Source organism: Klebsiella ornithinolytica, assembly GCF_030505655.1.
GTDB lineage: Bacteria > Pseudomonadota > Gammaproteobacteria > Enterobacterales > Enterobacteriaceae > Klebsiella > Klebsiella ornithinolytica.
The window spans coordinates 3,535,645-3,552,324 of record NZ_CP130153.1 but is presented as its reverse complement, the minus strand read 5'-3'; the positions used below and the strand labels follow the sequence as shown (position 1 = coordinate 3,552,324).

The following is a 16,680-nucleotide window of genomic DNA, read 5'->3' as shown; positions in this document are numbered from 1 at the left end:
TGGTTACAACATACTTACCGAAAGGGATGATCATGATGATTCATTTTCGCCGTAATGCGCTGCAGCTTGCCGTCGCAGCGTTGTTCAGCTCTGCCTTCTACGCTCAGGCTGCGGATATCCCGCAGGTAAAAGTCACCGTTAACGACAAACAGTGTGAGCCGATGAACGTCACCGTGAAAGCGGGGAAAACGCAGTTCATTATTCAAAACCACAGTCAGAAAGCGCTGGAGTGGGAGATTCTCAAAGGCGTGATGGTCGTTGAAGAGCGCGAGAACATTGCGCCAGGCTTTACGCAAAAGCTGACGGCGAACCTGCAGCCGGGCGAATACGATATGACCTGCGGGCTGCTGACCAACCCGAAAGGCAAGCTGATTGTGACCGGTGCCGCCACCAAAGATGCGGCGAAAGCCGATGCGCTGCTGAGTCTTGGCGAGGCGATTACCGCCTATAAAGCCTACGTTACGGCGGAAACCGCACAGCTGGTTAGCGGCACGAAAGCGTTCACCGACGCGGTGAAGGCGGGAGATATTGAAAAAGCGAAAGCGCTGTATGCTCCGACGCGTCAGCACTACGAGCGCATTGAACCGATCGCGGAGCTGTTCTCCGATCTGGACGGCAGTATTGATGCTCGTGAAGACGATTACGAGAAAAAAGCCGAAGATCCGAAATTCACCGGCTTCCACCGTCTGGAAAAAGCCCTGTTTGGCGACAACAGCGTCAAGGGGATGGAAAAGTATGCCGATCAGCTGAACAGCGATGTGCTTGAACTGCAAAAACGCATCAGCGAACTGGCGTTCCCGCCGTCGAAAGTGGTGGGCGGCGCGGCGGGCCTGATTGAAGAAGTCGCGGCCAGCAAAATCAGCGGTGAAGAAGATCGCTACAGCCACACCGATCTGTGGGACTTCCAGGCGAACATCGACGGCGCGCAGAAGATCGTTGACCTGCTGCGCCCGCAGCTGCAAAAAGAGAACAGCGCGCTGCTGGCGAAAGTTGACGCTAACTTCAAGAAAGTTGACGCTATCCTCAGCAAATACCGCACTAAAGACGGCTTCGAAACGTATGACAAGCTGACGGATGCGGATCGTAATGCGTTAAAAGGGCCGATCACCACGCTGGCGGAAGATCTGGCTCAGTTGCGCGGGATCCTTGGGCTGGACTAAGTCGATGGCAGAACAGAAGCAACTTGATGTGAATGAACCTTCACGTCGTCGATTATTAAAAGGGATCGGCGCGCTTGGCGGCGCGCTGGTTATCACCGGCGGCTGTCCGGTGGCACACGCGGCGAAGGGCAACAGCTCTCCGGGCGTGCTGTCGCCGGACGCGCGTGCCGAAGCGCAGCCTTTTTACGGGCAGCACCAGGCCGGCGTGCTGACGCCGCAGCAGGCATCGATGATGCTGGTGGCCTTTGATGTGCTGGCCAGCGATAAAGCTGACCTGGAGCGCCTGTTTCGCCTGCTGACTCAGCGCATTGCCTTTCTGACCAAAGGGGGGCCGGCGCCGGACACGCCAAATCCGCGTCTGCCGCCAATGGATTCGGGGATCCTCGGCGCGTGGATCTCCCCGGATAACCTGACCGTCACCGTTTCGGTTGGCCATTCGCTGTTTGATGAGCGCTATGGATTAGCGGATAAGGCGCCGAAAAAGCTGCAAAAAATGACCCGCTTCCCCAACGATTCGCTGGATGCGGCGCTCTGTCATGGCGATCTGCTGTTGCAAATCTGTGCCAATACTCAGGATACGGTTATCCATGCGCTGCGCGATGTGATTAAACATACGCCGGACCTGCTCAGCGTCCGCTGGAAGCGCGAAGGGTTTATTTCCGATAGCGCCGCGCGGAGTAAAGGCAAAGAGACGCCGGTTAACCTGCTGGGCTTTAAAGACGGCACCGCGAACCCGGTCAGTACCGATAAGGCGCTGATGGATGAAGTGGTATGGGTGACCTCCGATCAAGGCGAGCCTGCGTGGGCAACCGGCGGCAGCTATCAGGCGGCGCGTATCATCCAGTTCCATGTGGAGTTCTGGGATCGCACCCCGCTGAAAGAGCAGCAGACCATTTTTGGGCGCGATAAGCACAGCGGCGCGCCGCTGGGTATGCAGCATGAGCATGACGTGCCGGATTACAGTCGGGATCCTGATGGCGATATTATCGCGCTGGATAGCCACATTCGTCTGGCGAACCCGCGCACACCGCAGACGCAGTCCAGTCTGATGATGCGTCGCGGCTACAGTTATTCGCTGGGGGTGACCAACTCCGGGCAGCTGGATATGGGACTGCTGTTTGTCTGCTATCAGCATGATCTGGAGAAGGGATTCCTGACGGTGCAAAAACGCCTTAACGGCGAAGCGCTGGAGGAGTACGTCAAACCTATCGGCGGCGGCTACTTCTTTGTGTTACCGGGCGTTATCGACAGCCAGCACTACCTGGCGCAATCTCTGCTCGAAGCCTGACGTACCTGCCCGCAAGGGCAGGGCGTTTCTGCTGTTTTTCCATTCTTTTTTTGTATTTCCTGCCTTGTGTTATTTTTCTGTAATCTATTTGTCGGAAACTCTCCTGAGCTGCGATGAGAATTATTTGTTGTCCGCATGTAAAAAATAAGTTGCATTAAGAATTATTTTTGATGTACTTATTACAGACGCGGTAGTTCCCGGCAGTGATGTCGTTTCACTATGGAGATCGCGAATGCCCGATTGCTGTAACGGAAAATGTAAATCTTCTTACCGTACTCCTCAGCACGGGGGCCACACTTCCGGCCGCGATTCCCACACCTCGAATTTTTCTCCAGTCACCACCAATAACCTAAACCCAGACCGGGTACGCGGTGCGCGTAGCCGTGACCCGTTGTCAATTCGACAGGCAAGCAATGGCTTACAAGGAAGCCAAACCTCAATCGTTCGTGCGCATAATCGCGTCGATATTGACGCGTGTGATGTAAACCAACAACGCAAGGTGCTATCCATGGGAAGACAAAAAGCAGTGACCAAAGCTCGTCGTGAGGCCAAACGTGTGCTGAGACAGGATTCGCGCAGCCATAAGCAACGCGAAGAAGAATCGGTCACATCGCTTGTGCAAATGAGTGGCGTAGAAGCAATTGGCATGGCGCGGGACAGCCGTGATACTTCCCCAATTGAAGCGCGCAATGACGCTCAGGCGCATTATTTGAATGCCATCGACAATAAACAGCTGATTTTTGCCACGGGCGAAGCCGGGTGCGGTAAAACCTGGATTAGCGCAGCAAAAGCCGCTGAAGCCCTGATTCACAAAGATGTGGACAGGATTATTGTTACCCGTCCCGTTCTGCAGGCCGATGAAGATCTCGGCTTCTTACCGGGAGATATCGCCGAGAAGTTTGCTCCCTATTTCCGACCGGTGTACGACGTACTGGTGAGAAGGCTGGGCGCTTCCTTTATGCAATACTGCCTGCGACCGGAAATTGGCAAGGTGGAAATCGCGCCGTTCGCCTATATGCGCGGACGTACATTTGAAAATGCGGTTGTGATTCTGGACGAGGCTCAGAACGTGACCGCTGCGCAAATGAAAATGTTTTTAACCCGCCTCGGGGAAAACGTGACGGTCATCGTGAACGGCGACATTACCCAGTGTGATTTACCCTCTGGCGTGAAGTCCGGGCTGGTCGATGCGCTGGCGCGTTTTGCGGAAGACGACATGATCGGCGTTGTGCGTTTTACCGCCGATGATTGCGTCCGTTCGATGCTTTGCCAGCGAACGTTGAAAGCCTACTACTGATCGCTATCTTGTGTGCAAAGCCCGGGGAAACCCGGGCTTTGTTATCTGGAGCGCAGGGCGTTAGCCGATCGCGCCCAGCGCATCTTCGCTGCCCTGGGTTTTTGGCAGCAGGAACAGGGTGGCGAAAATATCCAGCAGATAGAGCAGGGCCAGCAGGGTGATCGCCGCGGTAAACGACCAGTGGCTGACGAACAGGCCAATCACCAGCGGTCCAAAGCCGCCCACGCCGCGCCCGAGGTTAAACAGCACGTTCTGCGCGGTGGCGCGGACCTGTAGCGGGTAGGTATCAGAGATCAGCGCGCCATAGCCGCCAATCATGCCGTTGACAAACATCCCCATTACCGCTCCGGTAAACAGCATCAGGGTCGGGTCCCGCAGCTGGGCGTAGACGATGACCATCACGACGGCCCCCACCTGGTAAATCAGAAAGATCTTCCAGCGCGCGAAACGGTCTGCCAGCACGCCGAACAGCCAGATGCCGAAGGTCATCCCCACGACGGTGACCGCCGTCCACAGCCCTGATTTGGTGAGCGAAAAGCCAAAACTGGAGGAGAGATAGCTGGGCATCCAGATCATCAGGCCATAGTAGCCAAAATTCTGTACCGAGCAGAGGATGAGGATGCCGATACTGGCCTTCGAGGTGGCGCGGTCGGCAAACAGCATCCTGAGGCGCGCGGTGAACGATATTTCCTGCGCGACACGGCTATCTTTGGTAAACGCCTCCGGTTCTCCCATCCCGCGGCGGATGGCAAATGAGACCAGCGCCGGCAGAAGGCCAACCAGAAACATCCCGCGCCAGCCGATGATATCCAGCAGGAGAGGGGTGATAAAGGCGGCCAGCAGCACGCCAAGCTGCCAGCCGATACCAACCCACGCCGAGGCGCGGTTGCGCTTATGGGCCGGCCAGACTTCGGCAATCAGCGCCATGCCGATACCGAATTCGCCGCCGAGCCCCATACCCGCAAGGGTGCGATAGGCCAGCAGATCCCAATAGCCCTGGGCAACCGCACAGAGACCGGTAAAGACCGAGAACATCAGGATCGTGAAGGTCAGGACGCGAATGCGGCCCAGACGGTCGCTGAGATGGCCGAAAAAAATCCCGCCCAGTACCGCGCCAATCAGCGTCCAGGTAACGAGGGAACCGGCCTGAGAAGTGGTAAGCGCCAGCGAAACGCTGATTGCCGGCAGCATGAAACCGAGGATCAGCAGGTCAAAGCCATCCATTGCGTAGCCGCTGATCGCCGCGACCATGGCTTTCGCCGGCGTTACGCCGCGTTTGTTAAGTGGAGAAGAGAACGTCATGTCCAGACCTTTGGAATAAAAATGTGCGCTAAGTATAAATTTGTCGGCGGATGCGATCTACTCGGTTGAGGGGCATTGTGGGCTGTTATGATGACATTAACTGTATGTTTTTAATATTTATAACGGAATAAATGACCAGGGTTTTATTTAAAACATTGTCTGTCATGCTTCATGGGGAAAGAGTGGTAACGTAATGTGTTGACGACAAAAAACGACGAACGTCGGATTCTGCCTGCGGGGCGGCCAGTCGGGGAGGTATTTATGCCGATTCCGGGAGAAGGACGTATGCCTGTATGTGGGAGTTTTGCTTCGTCTATAGACAATCTTTCTTGTAGCGGAGTTTGTGCCCTGACATTTCGCTTAACCATTTATTAAGCGGCTTTTCTTTGTCATTTAATCCGGCGGTGCGCTGGCGTATCAGGTTGAGCCGCTCTTCATAGAAACGCGCCCACGCTTCGGCGCCGCCCAGCACTTTCCCCAGCAGCCTTTTGCTGGTGACGCTGTTGGTAAGAGGGCGTAGGCGAAAGTCGATAAAGACGACGGGAATACCGATCGCCGCAAGCAGATCCAGCACGCGGCTCTCTTTCAGTTTTCCCCATACGCCAAAATCGAAGACGTTCAGATCCGGCTGCATCTGAACGGCGCGCTCGACGCTGAAATCAGTGAGATATGCATTGTCAAGCATCGGCAGCTGTTTTAGCTGGGGGGACTTTGCAAGATAAAGCGAGTCAAGGTCCGGCGCTTTGGTTTTGAGGGGATTATCCCGGGCAATCAGCTGCGCAAAAGGATTATCCGGATGCACAATCTGTCATGCCTGAATGGCCCTGGCATCCGCCAGGATGACTCTTTTTGCCGGTTGCTGGAGGGTCACTTCTCTTCCGACAATATCCGTCGCCGTGACGGGGGATGCCTGTAAATTTGCTGCCGACAGTAAAAGTAGCCAGCCTAATACCAGCCGCCAGAAAAGTTTCTGCCTCATTTTATCCAATCCGTCTGTCCGCAGCCGTGAGACAACCCGGCCAGTTTGGCTGGAGCGTAAAACAACCTTCCGTTCAAAAAAAAGTTTACATTGCTATGTATTGCTAACTATTATCATTTCGTTTCTCATAATTCAAATCATTCGCAATACAAATAATTGATAATTAATATATTTATTTTACAGGGGATCTTCTCATGTCTGGTCACTTCCGGCTCTCGCTGCTTGCTAGCGCTATTGTTTTAGCGTTCCCGGCCTGGGCTGCTGATAAAAATGATAACTCTTCATCAACCGATCGTACGGATACCCTGACGGTCGTGGGCAACTGGCTTGATTCGCCGGATTACAGCACGGTAGTGCTCGATCATCCCGGCGCAAGGACCATCGTGACGGAGCAGCAGGTTAAGGAAAAAGGCGGCGAGACGATTTCAGAAGCGCTGCGCGGTATTCCCGGGGTTCAGGTTCAGGAGAATAACGGCACCGGCGGGAGCGATGTGTCACTGAACGTCGGCGTGCGCGGCCTGACATCGCGCCTTTCGCCTCGCTCAACCATCATGATGGACGGCGTACCGCTTTCTGTCGCGCCTTACGGCCAGCCTCAGCTGTCAATGGCTCCGCTGTCAATGGGGAACATTCAGTCCATTGACGTCATCCGCGGCGGCAGCGCCGTTCGTTACGGGCCGCAGAACGTCGGCGGAGTGATCAACTTTGTCTCGAAGGATATTCCGGAAACGTTCGGCGGTGCGGTGAGCGCGCAAACGGAAGGGGCCTCACACGGCGGATTAAAAACGCTGACCAGCGCTTCCGTTGGCGGCACGGCGGAGAACGGTCTGGGGGCGGAGCTGCTGTACTCGGGCCTGCACGGGCAGGGATACCGGGAAAATAATGACAATACCGATATTGACGATTTTATGCTGAAAACGCGTTATCGTTTCACTCCGCAGGACGAACTGACTGGTAACTTCCATTATTATAACGCCTCCGCGGGTATGCCCGGCGGCCTGACGAAAGAGCAGTACCAGCAAAATCCCTTCCAGTCAGTGCGCCCGTTCGATCAGTTTGCCGGACGCCGCCAGGATATGTCTTTCAAATATCGCCATCAGGAAGAGGATAGCCAGTTTGAAGTGCTGACCTATTTCACCAAAAGTTTCCGCACCAGCGATATTCAGACCAACGGCTCCGGGGCTCTGGAAGGGCAGAGTCGTCTGGCTGCCGCCCCTCGCCACTACACCACCTGGGCCATCGAACCAACCTATTCGCATCTGTTCCGCTTCTGGGATATGGCCCATGAAGTCACCCTTGGCTATCGCTATCTGAACGAGACATCGGATGAAAAAGGATATCGGTCCAACTGGTACGATCCGACGACCACGACCTCTGCCCCGAATTCTAAAGAAAACTATTATCAGCATACCTCCGGCGGTACGGAAGCTAACGCGTTTTATATTGATGATGCCGTCAACGTTGGTAACTGGACGATTACCCCGGGGCTGCGTTATGAAAGCATCCGCACGCATGTGAATGACGCTTTTGCCGATATTGCGCGTGAAAAATCGTACAGTGAACCGCTGCCATCGATCAACGTGATGTATCACCTGTCCGATAGCTGGAAGCTATTTGCTAATGCCAATACCTCTTTCGGCAGCTTGCAGTATTTCCAGCTCACCCGCGGAGGGAATCACGGCCAGCCGGCTCCGGGCCTGCAGCCGGAAAAGGCGCGCACCTATGAAGTCGGTACCCGCTATGACGACTCCTTACTCAAAGCGGAGCTGACGGCTTTCTACATTGATTTTGATAATCAGCTGCAGTACATCAACAACACCATCGGCTGGACCACGCTGGGCGCCACCAAACATCAAGGCGTCGAGCTGGCTCTGAACTACGATCTCAGCGAACTGACGCACAGCCTGGATGGGGTCAGCCTCTATTCCACCTATACCTATACCCGCGCCGTATCCGTCAGCGGCGAGTTTTCGGGTAAAGATCTGCCCTTCTATTCCCGCCAGGTGCTGACGGTAGGTTCCCGCTACGCGACGGGCAACTGGGTGTGGAACGTCGATGGCTATTCGCAATCCCGCCAGCATTCTCCGGGATCTTCTGCTGCCGGGAATGGCTATATCACCCAAGAGAGCGATGATGGTCAGTACGGTAATATTGCCGGCTATATGGTGTGGAATATGCGCGGCGAATATGACACGGGGCCGTCGTGGTCAAATCTGAAACTGGGCGCCGGGGTTAAAAACCTTTTCGATCAGCGCTACTACACGCGTTCAACGGATAATAACTACGGCAAATATGTCGGCGAGCCGCGAACCTTCTTTGTTCAGGCGTCGCTGGCGTTCTAAACGTGTGACGCTTCGCGGGGCAGGGATGCACCGCGAAGCGGTCAGGTCAGAGAGCGGGGGGGTTGGCGGAGGAGCGATAAGGCCATACCTCCGGCTGGGTGCAATATGCGAAAAAAAAGCCCGTACCTGCGTACGAGCTCTTCTTTAAATATGGCGGTGAGGGGGGATTGATTCGCTTCGCTCACCGTTACTCGGCCCGTCCCTGGGCCTCGCCCCTTCGGGGCCAACGCAGGCGTTGTTCAAAAATGCTCCCGGCATTTTTGTGCGGGCAGCCCGCTCGCAGGCTCGCGGTCTGTCCAGCTGGCTGCGCCAGCTGTCGACCCCCGGTCGGGGTTTCTCATCCCCCCGGGCGGTGCCACAGGCGAAAAAAAAGCCCGTACCTGCGTACGAGCTCTTCTTTAAATATGGCGGTGAGGGGGGGATTCGAACCCCCGATACGTTGCCGTATACACACTTTCCAGGCGTGCTCCTTCAGCCACTCGGACACCTCACCATATTGTTTTGCTGCTCACCTTGGGTGGGCAACGGGGCGCTACTATAGGGAGTTGCACTAAAACGGTCAAGCAGTATTTATTCTTTCTTTACCGTTCGGTCAAGCAATGAACACTGCCCCGCTGAAAACCGACGGGGCAGCGATTTTAACGCAGAGAATCAAGCTGTTTGCGAGGCTTCACCAGCCTCGTGCGCTGCTTTCGCGCCACGCTGGCAGGCCGGGAAGGCACTGATGTCAGATTTGGCCAAAGCGTCCGCCGTTAAAATCGCGCACGGCTTCTGCGATCTGCTGCCTGGTATTCATCACAAACGGACCGTAACCCACAATGGGCTCCCGCAACGGTTCACCGGCCAGCAGCAGCACTTTGGCATTCGCCGTTGCATGAAGATGAATTGCTTCTCCCTGCTGACTAAACACCACCAGTTGCCCTTCACGTGCCTGCTCTGCACCGTTGACCGTAATCTCACCTTCAAGGACCACTAGCGCACTGCTCCAGCCATCAGGCTGACGGAGCGTGATGTCATGGCCCTGATTCAGCTGCATATCCCAGACGTTCAGTGGCGAGAAAGTGTGCGCAGGTCCAGTCACCTGGTCATAGCTGCCGGCGATAACCCGGATATTTCCCGCGCCGTCCGCCAGGGCGACATCGGGGATGACATCCGCGGTGATGCTCTGATAGCCCGGATGAGTCATTTTGTCTTTCGCCGGCAGGTTGACCCACAGCTGGATCATCTTCAGTTCGCCGCCGGTGCGGGTAAACTCCGCCGAATGGAACTCTTCATGCAGAATGCCGGCGCCGGCGGTCATCCACTGCACATCGCCCGGGCCAATGACCCCACCTTTACCCGTCGAGTCACGGTGTTCAACTTCACCGGAATAGACGATGGTGACGGTTTCAAATCCGCGATGCGGATGTTCGCCAACCCCACGTCTGCCGCTTCCCGCCGGGAAGTGGTGAGGACCGGCGTAGTCCAGCAGCAGGAAGGGGCTTAACGGTTCGCCATGAGTCTGGTAAGAGAACAGTGAGCGAACCGGGAAGCCATCCCCGACCCAATGTTGGGCCGGTGCGGTGTAGACGCCTGTAATCTGTTTCATGGTGCTCTCCTGTGTCGCGATTTCTGATGACTATAAGATTAGATCTGCGGCCAATAAACAGGTAGATAGCAAAACTGGCCTATACTGTTCTGAAAATGGAACAATGGAGGAAGGATGCTCGATCTCAATGACTTAGCCTGGTTTGTCCAGGTCGTCGATCATGAAGGATTCGCCGCGGCGGGCAGGGCGCTCGATCAACCGAAATCAAAATTAAGCCGTCGGATCGCGCAGCTGGAAGAGCGGCTTGGTGTGCGGCTGATTCATCGCACGACCCGGCAGTTCGTGGTCACCGAAGTGGGGCAGACCTTCTACCAGCACTGCAAAGCGATGCTGATAGAGGCCGAGGCGGCGCAGCAGGCGGTGGAAACGCTGCGTTCGGAGCCGCGCGGCAGCGTTAAACTCACCTGCCCGGTGACCTTATTGCATGCCCATGTCGGGCCGATGCTGGCGCGGTTTATGCTACGTTACCCGGGCGTCAATGTGCAGCTGGAGGCTACCAATCGGCGGGTGGACGTTGTTGGCGAAGGGATTGACGTTGCGATCCGCGTGCGCCCGCGTCCGTTTGACGATAGCGATCTGGTGATGCGGGTACTGGCCGACCGCGGACAGCGTCTGGTCGCCAGCCCGGCTTGTATTGCGCGAATGGGGCGGCCACAGGCGCCATCGCAGCTGAGTACGTGGCCGGGACTGAGTCTCGATGCCGGAAAGCATCAGCATAAGTGGCAACTGAGCGGGCCGGAGGGGGCAAGGGCGGAAGTCTATTTCACGCCGCGGATGGTCACGACGGACATGCTGGCATTGCGTGAAGCGGCGATAGCCGGCGTTGGGGTGGTTCAGCTTCCTCTCTTAATGGTGCGCGATCAGCTGGCTGCCGGGACCCTGGAGGTGGTACTGGATGCGTGGCAACCACAGCGGGAAGTCATTCATGCGGTTTTTGCCTCTCGTCGCGGTCTGCTGCCGTCGGTGAGAGCACTGGTAGACTTTCTGAGCGAAGAATACCAGCGGATGGAAGAGGATTGATAAGGGGGCTGTATCCCGGGCAAAGCACGCATGTCGACACCCGGTCGGGGCTTCTCATCCCCCCCGGGCGGTGCCACAGGCGAAAAAAAAGCCCGTACCTGCGTACGAGCTCTTCTTTAAAGATGGCGGTGAGGGGAGGATTGATTCGCTTCGCTCACCGTTACTCGGCCCGTCCCTGGGCCTCGCCCCTTCGGGGCCAACGCAGGCGTTGTTCAAAAATGCTCCCGGCATTTTTGTGCGGGCAGCCCGCTCGCAGGCTCGCGGTCTGTCCAGCTGGCTGCGCCAGCTGTCGACCCCCGATCGGGGTTTCTCATCCCCCCGGGCGGTGCCACAGGCGAAAAAAAAGCCCGTACTTGCGTACGAGCTCTTCTTTAAATATGGCGGTGAGGGGGGGATTCGAACCCCCGATACGTTGCCGTATACACACTTTCCAGGCGTGCTCCTTCAGCCACTCGGACACCTCACCATATTGTTTTGCTGCTCACACTGGGTGGGCAACGGGCGCTAATTTAGGGAAATACGTATCTCTCGTCAATCAACTTTTTCAAAAAACAGCGCGTTTAGACAAACTTCGCGCAACTTGCTTTTTAAATGCGCGACAATCGATTTTTTTGTCGCCACCCTCTTTTTATTCGATAGAAAAATGAAATTTGCTATGCTGGCAATCCAATAGAAAACAATAAGTAAAATACGGCGCCAGGGTCAACCTGCAACCAGCGCCCGCGATCAGGAGCCATGATGGACATAATCTTTTATCACCCGACATTTGATACCGCTTACTGGGTTGCTGAGCTGGAAAAACAGCTGCCGGGCGCGCGCGTACGCGAATGGAAATCCGGCGATACTCAGCATGCGGACTATGCGTTGGTCTGGCATCCGCCGGTGGAAATGCTTCAGGGACGGGACTTAAAAGCCGTTTTTGCCCTCGGCGCTGGCGTCGATTCAATTCTGAGTAAACTCCGTGAACACCCGGAAATGCTGCCGATGTCGATTCCACTCTTTCGCCTCGAAGACACCGGAATGGGTCAGCAGATGCAAGAGTATGCGGTGAGCCAGGTGCTGCACTGGTTCCGTCGCTTCGACGACTACCAGGCATTAAAACAGCAGGCCCGCTGGCAGCCGCTGGAGGATTATCGTCGCGAAGAGTTCACTATCGGGATAATGGGCGCGGGCGTGCTTGGTTCGAAAGTGGCGGAAGCGCTTCAGGTATGGGGATTTCCGCTGCGGAGCTGGAGCCGTAGTCGTAAATCCTGGCCTCAGGTGCAAAGCTTTGCCGGTCAGGAGGAGCTGGGCGACTTCCTCGGCGCGACGCGGGTACTGATCAACCTGCTGCCAAACACGGCGGAAACCGTCGGCATTATTAATCAGCGACTGTTGGCGCAGCTTCCGGATAACAGCTATGTTCTCAATCTGGCACGTGGCGTTCACGTGGTCGAAGCGGATCTGCTGGCGGCACTGAATAGCGGTAAGCTTAAAGGCGCGATGCTGGATGTCTTTAGCCGCGAGCCATTACCGGCGGAAAGTCCGCTGTGGGCGCATCCTCGGGTGGCGATGACGCCACATGTCGCCGCAGTCACCCGTCCGCTGGAAGCGATCACCTATATTGCCAGCACCATTGGCCGCCTGGAGCGTGGGGAGGCGGTGAACGGGCAGGTCGATCGTCAGCGCGGATACTAAGAGAAACCCCGCTGTAGCGGGGTTTTGCTAATCATGCGTCCTGATTCCTGCTATTCTTGCCACAAACAGAGAAGGAGATTGTGATGTATCCTGTTGACCTGCACATGCATACCGTCGCCAGTACCCACGCCTACAGTACCCTGCACGATTATATTGCTGAAGCAAAGCGTAAGGGGATCAAACTTTTTGCCATAACCGATCATGGTCCGGATATGGCCGATGCTCCGCACTACTGGCATTTCGTCAATATGCGCATCTGGCCGCGGATGGTCGACGGCGTCGGCATTTTACGGGGTATTGAAGCCAACATAAAAAACACCCTCGGCGAAATTGACTGCACCGGGCCGATGCTGACCTCGCTGGACCTGTTCATTGCGGGCTTCCATGAGCCGGTTTTCCCGCCGCAGGATAAAGCCACCCATACTGAAGCGATGATCGCCACTATGGCGAGCGGCGCGGTACATATTATTAGCCATCCGGGTAATCCGAAATACCCCGTCGATATTCCGGCGATAGCCGCCGCGGCGGCAAAATACCAGGTGGCGCTGGAAATCAACAACTCATCCTTCGTCTCGTCGCGTGTGGGCAGCGAAGATAACTGCCGGGCGGTTGCCGCCGCCGTGCGCGATGCCGGAGGTTGGGTCGCGCTGGGATCGGATTCGCATACCGCATTTACGCTCGGCGAGTTCAAAGAGTGTCGTAAGATCCTCGATGATGTGAACTTCCCCGAAGAGCGGATCCTTAACGTGTCCCCGCGTCGGCTGTTGAATTTCCTTGAGTCTCGCGGGATGCCGGCGATCCCTGAATTTGCCGATCTTTAATATGAATAACTGGAAAAATTGAATGAACGAGTTTTCAATCCTCTGCCGCGTGCTGGGTTCTTTGTACTACCGTCAGCCGCAGGATCCGCTGCTGGTGCCGCTGTTTACCCTGATCCGTGAAGGGAAGCTGGCGGCGAGCTGGCCGCTGGAGCAGGATGAGCTGCTGGAACGTCTGCAAAAAAGCTGCGACGTGCAACCGCTGGCCGCCGATTACAATGCGCTGTTTGTCGGTGAAGAGTGCAGCGTTCCTCCTTATCGTAGCGCGTGGGTTGAAGGGGCAAGCGAAGCTGAAGTTCGCGGTTTCTTCAGCGAACACGGGATCCCGACCGGAGAAGGTCAGGCCGACCACATTGGGTCACTGCTGCTGGCGGCCTCGTGGCTTGAAGATCATGCTACGGAAGATGAAAGCGAAACGCTGGAAACGCTGTTTGCTGACTACATTTTGCCGTGGTGCGGGGTTTTCCTCGGCAAAGTCGAGGCGCATGCCGGGACACCTTTCTGGCGGACGATGGCGCCCCTGACGCGGGAAGCGCTCTCCGCCATGTGGGATGAACTGCAGGAAGAATCGGAAGAGTAAATGTGATATTTGTCACGTTTTTATTGCAATGGAAAGTATGAGCTTGCATATAACGTGCTTCAGATCTCATTTGGCGGACGCGTATCTGCTATGATACGCGTCATGAACATACTCTTCGCAATCGCAATAACGACAGGCATTCTCTCCGGAATCTGGGGATGGGTGGCGGTCGCGCTTGGTCTGCTGAGCTGGGCGGGCTTCCTGGGCTGCACGGCCTATTTCGCTTGCCCGCAGGGCGGGCTAAAAGGGTTGCTGATCTCAACCTGTACGGTAATGAGCGGTGTGGTGTGGGCGCTGGTCATTATTTACGGCAGTGCGCTGGCGCCGCATCTGGAAATCCTTGGCTATATGATGACCGGGGGCGTGGCCTTCCTGATGTGTATTCAGGCTCGTCAGCTGCTGCTCTCTTTTGTCCCCGGCACTTTTATTGGCGCCTGCGCCACATTTGCCGGCGACGGGAACTGGCGGCTGGTGGTACCTTCTCTGGCGCTAGGGCTGGTGTTTGGTTACGCGATGAAAAATTGTGGGCTATGGCTGGCCGCGCGTGCGCGGAAAAACAAATCCACATTAGTGAACGAAACGCCCGACCAGGCATAAGCTGATGTCACCCGCACAAGAAACAGGACCTCAGGTCCTGTTTTTCTTTCTGCTGGCGCTGGTCGGGCTGTTCAGACTTGCGGTCGTCGACCCGACTCACGGGGTAGCCCCCGCCACGCAACCGTAACGTGAAAGAATATTAACCCGCAACATAGCCTTGCTATCCTCCAGACGGGTTATAGCCGCCGCAAGTTTCCCGGACTTTCGTCGGGCGGGCTATCGTGCCATATTACCCTCTGTGCTTTATGTAAAGACGTTTGCCGACAGGAGGCGAAATGACTGTTAAACCTGAGGTTATTCTCGGCGACATCACTACGCTTGACGTCGATGTTATCGTCAATGCCGCCAATCCCTCGCTGCTAGGCGGCGGGGGCGTGGATGGCGCAATCCATCGTGCAGCCGGGCCGGAGCTCCTTGCCGCGTGTCAGGTCGTCCGGCAACAACAAGGCGAGTGCCCTCCGGGTCATGCGGTGATTACTACCGCGGGTCAGCTGCCGGCCAGCGCGGTGATCCATGCCGTCGGGCCCGTCTGGCACGGTGGCGGGCATCAGGAGGCTGAACTGCTTGCTGACGCGTATCGAAACAGCCTGCAGCTGGCGTCAGCGAACAGCTATCGATCGATTGCCTTCCCGGCCATCAGTACCGGCGTATATGGATATCCTAAGCAGGCGGCGGCAGAAATTGCCGTGCAGACGGTCAGCACCTTTCTGACGCGTTACAATCCTTTAGAGCGCGTCTGCTTTGTCTGTTTCGATGAGGAGACCGCGGACATTTACCGGCGCTTGCTTGAGCCGCAGCGAGGTGCGTGAAAGTCGGGGGTCCCGACCACCCGCCGCCTGACATCTGCGGGCGGGCGGGCGATCAGCCAGCGGACACTTGAGTCTTAGCTGCTTTCGGCTGGAATTTTCCCGAAAAGAGAAAGCGTAGCAGAGGAATGCGCAGATGAATTTCATACAGCACCAGCGCAATACCGACCACGAAGACTAAGCCAGCAATAAACCCAAGCGCGTTGGATTTGATCGCCGGCGCCAGCCATGCGCCATAAAGCAGGGTCAGCGGGTGGTGCACCAGATAAATGAACAGCGAAGCATTAACAAAATAGGTCACCCGCGCCGACTGAAAGTTCAGCAGACGGTGGCCGAGAGAAAAGACCACGTTCACCATCCACAGACCCAGAACCATGGTAATGACCGATTCGGTTTCATACATCCAGCCATCACCGGAACCATATTGCTGATTCAGGCGATAGGCGATAAAGCCTAGCAGCGCGCCGACGAAGCACCATGGCGACGGAGTGGTAAACATCGTTTTTAAGCGCGGATTGATAAATACCTGGGCACCAAGAATGAAGAAGGGCAGGTAAAACAGAGTCTGCATCACGATGAAATTAAACAGGCCGTTGCTGAGCAAGGGGGCGTAAAGGACAAACAGCGAGCGGCGGATCACCGCGTAAAGCACGCCGAGCGCCAGAAAAATCATCGACAGCTGAGCTAATGTGACGGTGTCACCAAAGGTCGATGCCCTGGCTGAGCGGCGGCCGGTCAGCCAGCGAAACAGCACGACTCCCAGAGAGGTCAGGACCACCAGCACCAGTAAAAACCACAGGTGAGAAACCAGTTCCCACGCCAGAGTATTGAATTTGTCGTAACCCGAGAGGGTGTGCCAGTTTTCGGCCTTGCCGTTAACGTACTGCAGCATGATGAACTGCGGCAGCGTCAGCAGAGGAATGGCGGTCAGCATCGGAATGCCGACACGCTCAACGCGCACTTTCCACCACTTCTTCAGCGGATAACGTAAAAAAAGCATGTAGGAAAAGTAGCCAGAAATGACAAAGAAGACCTGCATGCGAAAAGCATGGATAAAATCGTTAAACAGCGTCAGCCACCAGGAGGGCTCGAGGCTATTCACATGCCAGCTGTGGCTGGAATAGATCAGTGATATATGAAAAGGGATCCCCAGTAGCATCAGCCAGGCGCGGATGCTATCGAAGAAATATTCACGTTGTACTGGCGTATTATTCATACAATATCAC

General features: G+C 55.9%; 16 protein-coding genes and 2 tRNA genes. 11 read left to right on the top strand and 7 right to left on the bottom strand.

Annotated features, from left to right (window positions below; translation table 11 throughout):
* Window positions 1-32: 32 nt before the first annotated feature.
* The 3 genes from efeO to phoH all read left to right on the top strand — a co-directional run bounded on the left by efeO (window position 33) and on the right by phoH (window position 3,745).
* Window positions 33-1,160 carry an iron uptake system protein EfeO gene (efeO, locus tag Q1L34_RS17025; RefSeq protein WP_004860442.1) on the top strand — a complete coding sequence of 376 codons (1,128 nt, stop codon included), beginning with the start codon at window positions 33-35 and terminating at the stop codon, window positions 1,158-1,160.
* 4 nt (window positions 1,161-1,164) lie between these two features.
* Entirely contained in the window at window positions 1,165-2,448 is a 1,284-nt protein-coding gene (gene efeB, locus Q1L34_RS17020; RefSeq protein ID WP_327204206.1) for an iron uptake transporter deferrochelatase/peroxidase subunit, read from the top strand.
* Window positions 2,449-2,956: 508 nt separating this feature from the next.
* Window positions 2,957-3,745 carry a phosphate starvation-inducible protein PhoH gene (phoH, locus tag Q1L34_RS17015; RefSeq protein WP_015584664.1) on the top strand — a complete coding sequence of 263 codons (789 nt, stop codon included), beginning with the start codon at window positions 2,957-2,959 and terminating at the stop codon, window positions 3,743-3,745.
* Between the two features lie 60 nt (window positions 3,746-3,805).
* Here phoH and Q1L34_RS17010 read toward each other — a convergent pair whose 3' ends face one another.
* The 3 genes from Q1L34_RS17010 to Q1L34_RS17000 form a co-directional block, all read right to left on the bottom strand.
* Complete coding sequence (locus tag Q1L34_RS17010) at window positions 3,806-5,047, bottom strand: MFS transporter (RefSeq protein ID WP_015584663.1); 1,242 nt, start codon at window positions 5,045-5,047, stop codon at window positions 3,806-3,808.
* Between the two features lie 313 nt (window positions 5,048-5,360).
* Window positions 5,361-5,849, bottom strand: coding sequence for a TroA family protein (locus tag Q1L34_RS17005; RefSeq protein WP_327204205.1), 489 nt, complete (start codon window positions 5,847-5,849; stop codon window positions 5,361-5,363).
* Between the two features lie 6 nt (window positions 5,850-5,855).
* The gene (locus Q1L34_RS17000; RefSeq protein ID WP_327204204.1) at window positions 5,856-6,026 is read right to left on the bottom strand and encodes a hypothetical protein; all 171 of its coding nucleotides are present in this window, start codon (window positions 6,024-6,026) and stop codon (window positions 5,856-5,858) included.
* Between the two features lie 194 nt (window positions 6,027-6,220).
* On the opposite strand from Q1L34_RS17000, the gene Q1L34_RS16995 reads away from it, so the two are divergent.
* Complete coding sequence (locus Q1L34_RS16995; RefSeq protein WP_327204203.1) at window positions 6,221-8,368, top strand: TonB-dependent receptor family protein; 2,148 nt, start codon at window positions 6,221-6,223, stop codon at window positions 8,366-8,368.
* 405 nt (window positions 8,369-8,773) lie between these two features.
* Here Q1L34_RS16995 and Q1L34_RS16990 read toward each other — a convergent pair.
* A tRNA-Ser gene (locus tag Q1L34_RS16990) sits at window positions 8,774-8,861 on the bottom strand.
* A gap of 234 nt (window positions 8,862-9,095) precedes the next feature.
* Window positions 9,096-9,956 carry a pirin family protein gene (locus Q1L34_RS16985; protein WP_004860458.1) on the bottom strand — a complete coding sequence of 287 codons (861 nt, stop codon included), beginning with the start codon at window positions 9,954-9,956 and terminating at the stop codon, window positions 9,096-9,098.
* Window positions 9,957-10,070: 114 nt separating this feature from the next.
* Here Q1L34_RS16985 and Q1L34_RS16980 point away from each other — a divergent pair, with 114 nt between their 5' ends.
* Window positions 10,071-10,976: a LysR family transcriptional regulator gene (locus tag Q1L34_RS16980; RefSeq protein WP_004860459.1), complete on the top strand. Its 906-nt coding sequence runs from the start codon at window positions 10,071-10,073 to the stop codon at window positions 10,974-10,976.
* A 378-nt stretch (window positions 10,977-11,354) separates the two neighbouring features.
* Here the strand turns inward: Q1L34_RS16980 and Q1L34_RS16975 are convergent.
* Window positions 11,355-11,442 (bottom strand) — tRNA-Ser (locus tag Q1L34_RS16975).
* Window positions 11,443-11,714: 272 nt separating this feature from the next.
* Between Q1L34_RS16975 and ghrA the strand changes: the two genes are divergently transcribed.
* The 6 genes from ghrA (at window position 11,715) to ymdB (ending at window position 15,457) form a co-directional block, all read left to right on the top strand.
* A complete protein-coding gene (gene ghrA / locus Q1L34_RS16970; RefSeq protein WP_004860461.1) occupies window positions 11,715-12,653 on the top strand; it encodes a glyoxylate/hydroxypyruvate reductase GhrA in 939 nt (312 codons plus the stop codon).
* Window positions 12,654-12,736: 83 nt separating this feature from the next.
* The gene (locus Q1L34_RS16965; RefSeq protein ID WP_004860463.1) at window positions 12,737-13,474 is read left to right on the top strand and encodes a phosphatase; all 738 of its coding nucleotides are present in this window, start codon (window positions 12,737-12,739) and stop codon (window positions 13,472-13,474) included.
* A 22-nt stretch (window positions 13,475-13,496) separates the two neighbouring features.
* The gene (locus Q1L34_RS16960; RefSeq protein WP_004860465.1) at window positions 13,497-14,051 is read left to right on the top strand and encodes a TorD/DmsD family molecular chaperone; all 555 of its coding nucleotides are present in this window, start codon (window positions 13,497-13,499) and stop codon (window positions 14,049-14,051) included.
* A 102-nt stretch (window positions 14,052-14,153) separates the two neighbouring features.
* On the top strand, window positions 14,154-14,648 hold the full coding sequence (locus Q1L34_RS16955) for a DUF1097 domain-containing protein (RefSeq protein ID WP_015584660.1): 495 nt from the start codon (window positions 14,154-14,156) through the stop codon (window positions 14,646-14,648).
* Between the two features lie 4 nt (window positions 14,649-14,652).
* Complete coding sequence (locus Q1L34_RS16950; protein WP_254919891.1) at window positions 14,653-14,775, top strand: hypothetical protein; 123 nt, start codon at window positions 14,653-14,655, stop codon at window positions 14,773-14,775.
* Between the two features lie 148 nt (window positions 14,776-14,923).
* Window positions 14,924-15,457 (top strand): O-acetyl-ADP-ribose deacetylase, encoded by a 534-nt coding sequence (gene ymdB / locus Q1L34_RS16945; protein WP_004860470.1) that lies wholly within the window; start codon window positions 14,924-14,926, stop codon window positions 15,455-15,457.
* Window positions 15,458-15,509: 52 nt separating this feature from the next.
* On the opposite strand, the gene mdoC is transcribed toward ymdB, so the two are convergent.
* The gene (mdoC, locus tag Q1L34_RS16940) at window positions 15,510-16,670 is read right to left on the bottom strand and encodes a glucans biosynthesis protein MdoC (RefSeq protein WP_032717202.1); all 1,161 of its coding nucleotides are present in this window, start codon (window positions 16,668-16,670) and stop codon (window positions 15,510-15,512) included.
* Window positions 16,671-16,680: the final 10 nt, after the last annotated feature.

What these genes read in the sequence shown, in the direction of transcription:
- Q1L34_RS16980 (WP_004860459.1), top strand. Translation starts at nt 10,071, where the DNA reads ATGCTCGATCTCAATGACTTAGCCTGGTTTGTCCAGGTCGTCGATCAT.
- Q1L34_RS17010 (WP_015584663.1), bottom strand. Translation starts at nt 5,047, where the DNA reads ATGACGTTCTCTTCTCCACTTAACAAACGCGGCGTAACGCCGGCGAAA.
- Q1L34_RS16960 (WP_004860465.1), top strand. Translation starts at nt 13,497, where the DNA reads ATGAACGAGTTTTCAATCCTCTGCCGCGTGCTGGGTTCTTTGTACTAC.
- ghrA (WP_004860461.1), top strand. Translation starts at nt 11,715, where the DNA reads ATGGACATAATCTTTTATCACCCGACATTTGATACCGCTTACTGGGTT.
- Q1L34_RS16995 (WP_327204203.1), top strand. Translation starts at nt 6,221, where the DNA reads ATGTCTGGTCACTTCCGGCTCTCGCTGCTTGCTAGCGCTATTGTTTTA.
- efeB (WP_327204206.1), top strand. Translation starts at nt 1,165, where the DNA reads ATGGCAGAACAGAAGCAACTTGATGTGAATGAACCTTCACGTCGTCGA.
- phoH (WP_015584664.1), top strand. Translation starts at nt 2,957, where the DNA reads ATGGGAAGACAAAAAGCAGTGACCAAAGCTCGTCGTGAGGCCAAACGT.
- Q1L34_RS16955 (WP_015584660.1), top strand. Translation starts at nt 14,154, where the DNA reads ATGAACATACTCTTCGCAATCGCAATAACGACAGGCATTCTCTCCGGA.
- ymdB (WP_004860470.1), top strand. Translation starts at nt 14,924, where the DNA reads ATGACTGTTAAACCTGAGGTTATTCTCGGCGACATCACTACGCTTGAC.
- Q1L34_RS16950 (WP_254919891.1), top strand. Translation starts at nt 14,653, where the DNA reads ATGTCACCCGCACAAGAAACAGGACCTCAGGTCCTGTTTTTCTTTCTG.
- Q1L34_RS17000 (WP_327204204.1), bottom strand. Translation starts at nt 6,026, where the DNA reads ATGAGGCAGAAACTTTTCTGGCGGCTGGTATTAGGCTGGCTACTTTTA.
- efeO (WP_004860442.1), top strand. Translation starts at nt 33, where the DNA reads ATGATGATTCATTTTCGCCGTAATGCGCTGCAGCTTGCCGTCGCAGCG.
- Q1L34_RS16965 (WP_004860463.1), top strand. Translation starts at nt 12,737, where the DNA reads ATGTATCCTGTTGACCTGCACATGCATACCGTCGCCAGTACCCACGCC.
- Q1L34_RS16985 (WP_004860458.1), bottom strand. Translation starts at nt 9,956, where the DNA reads ATGAAACAGATTACAGGCGTCTACACCGCACCGGCCCAACATTGGGTC.
- mdoC (WP_032717202.1), bottom strand. Translation starts at nt 16,670, where the DNA reads ATGAATAATACGCCAGTACAACGTGAATATTTCTTCGATAGCATCCGC.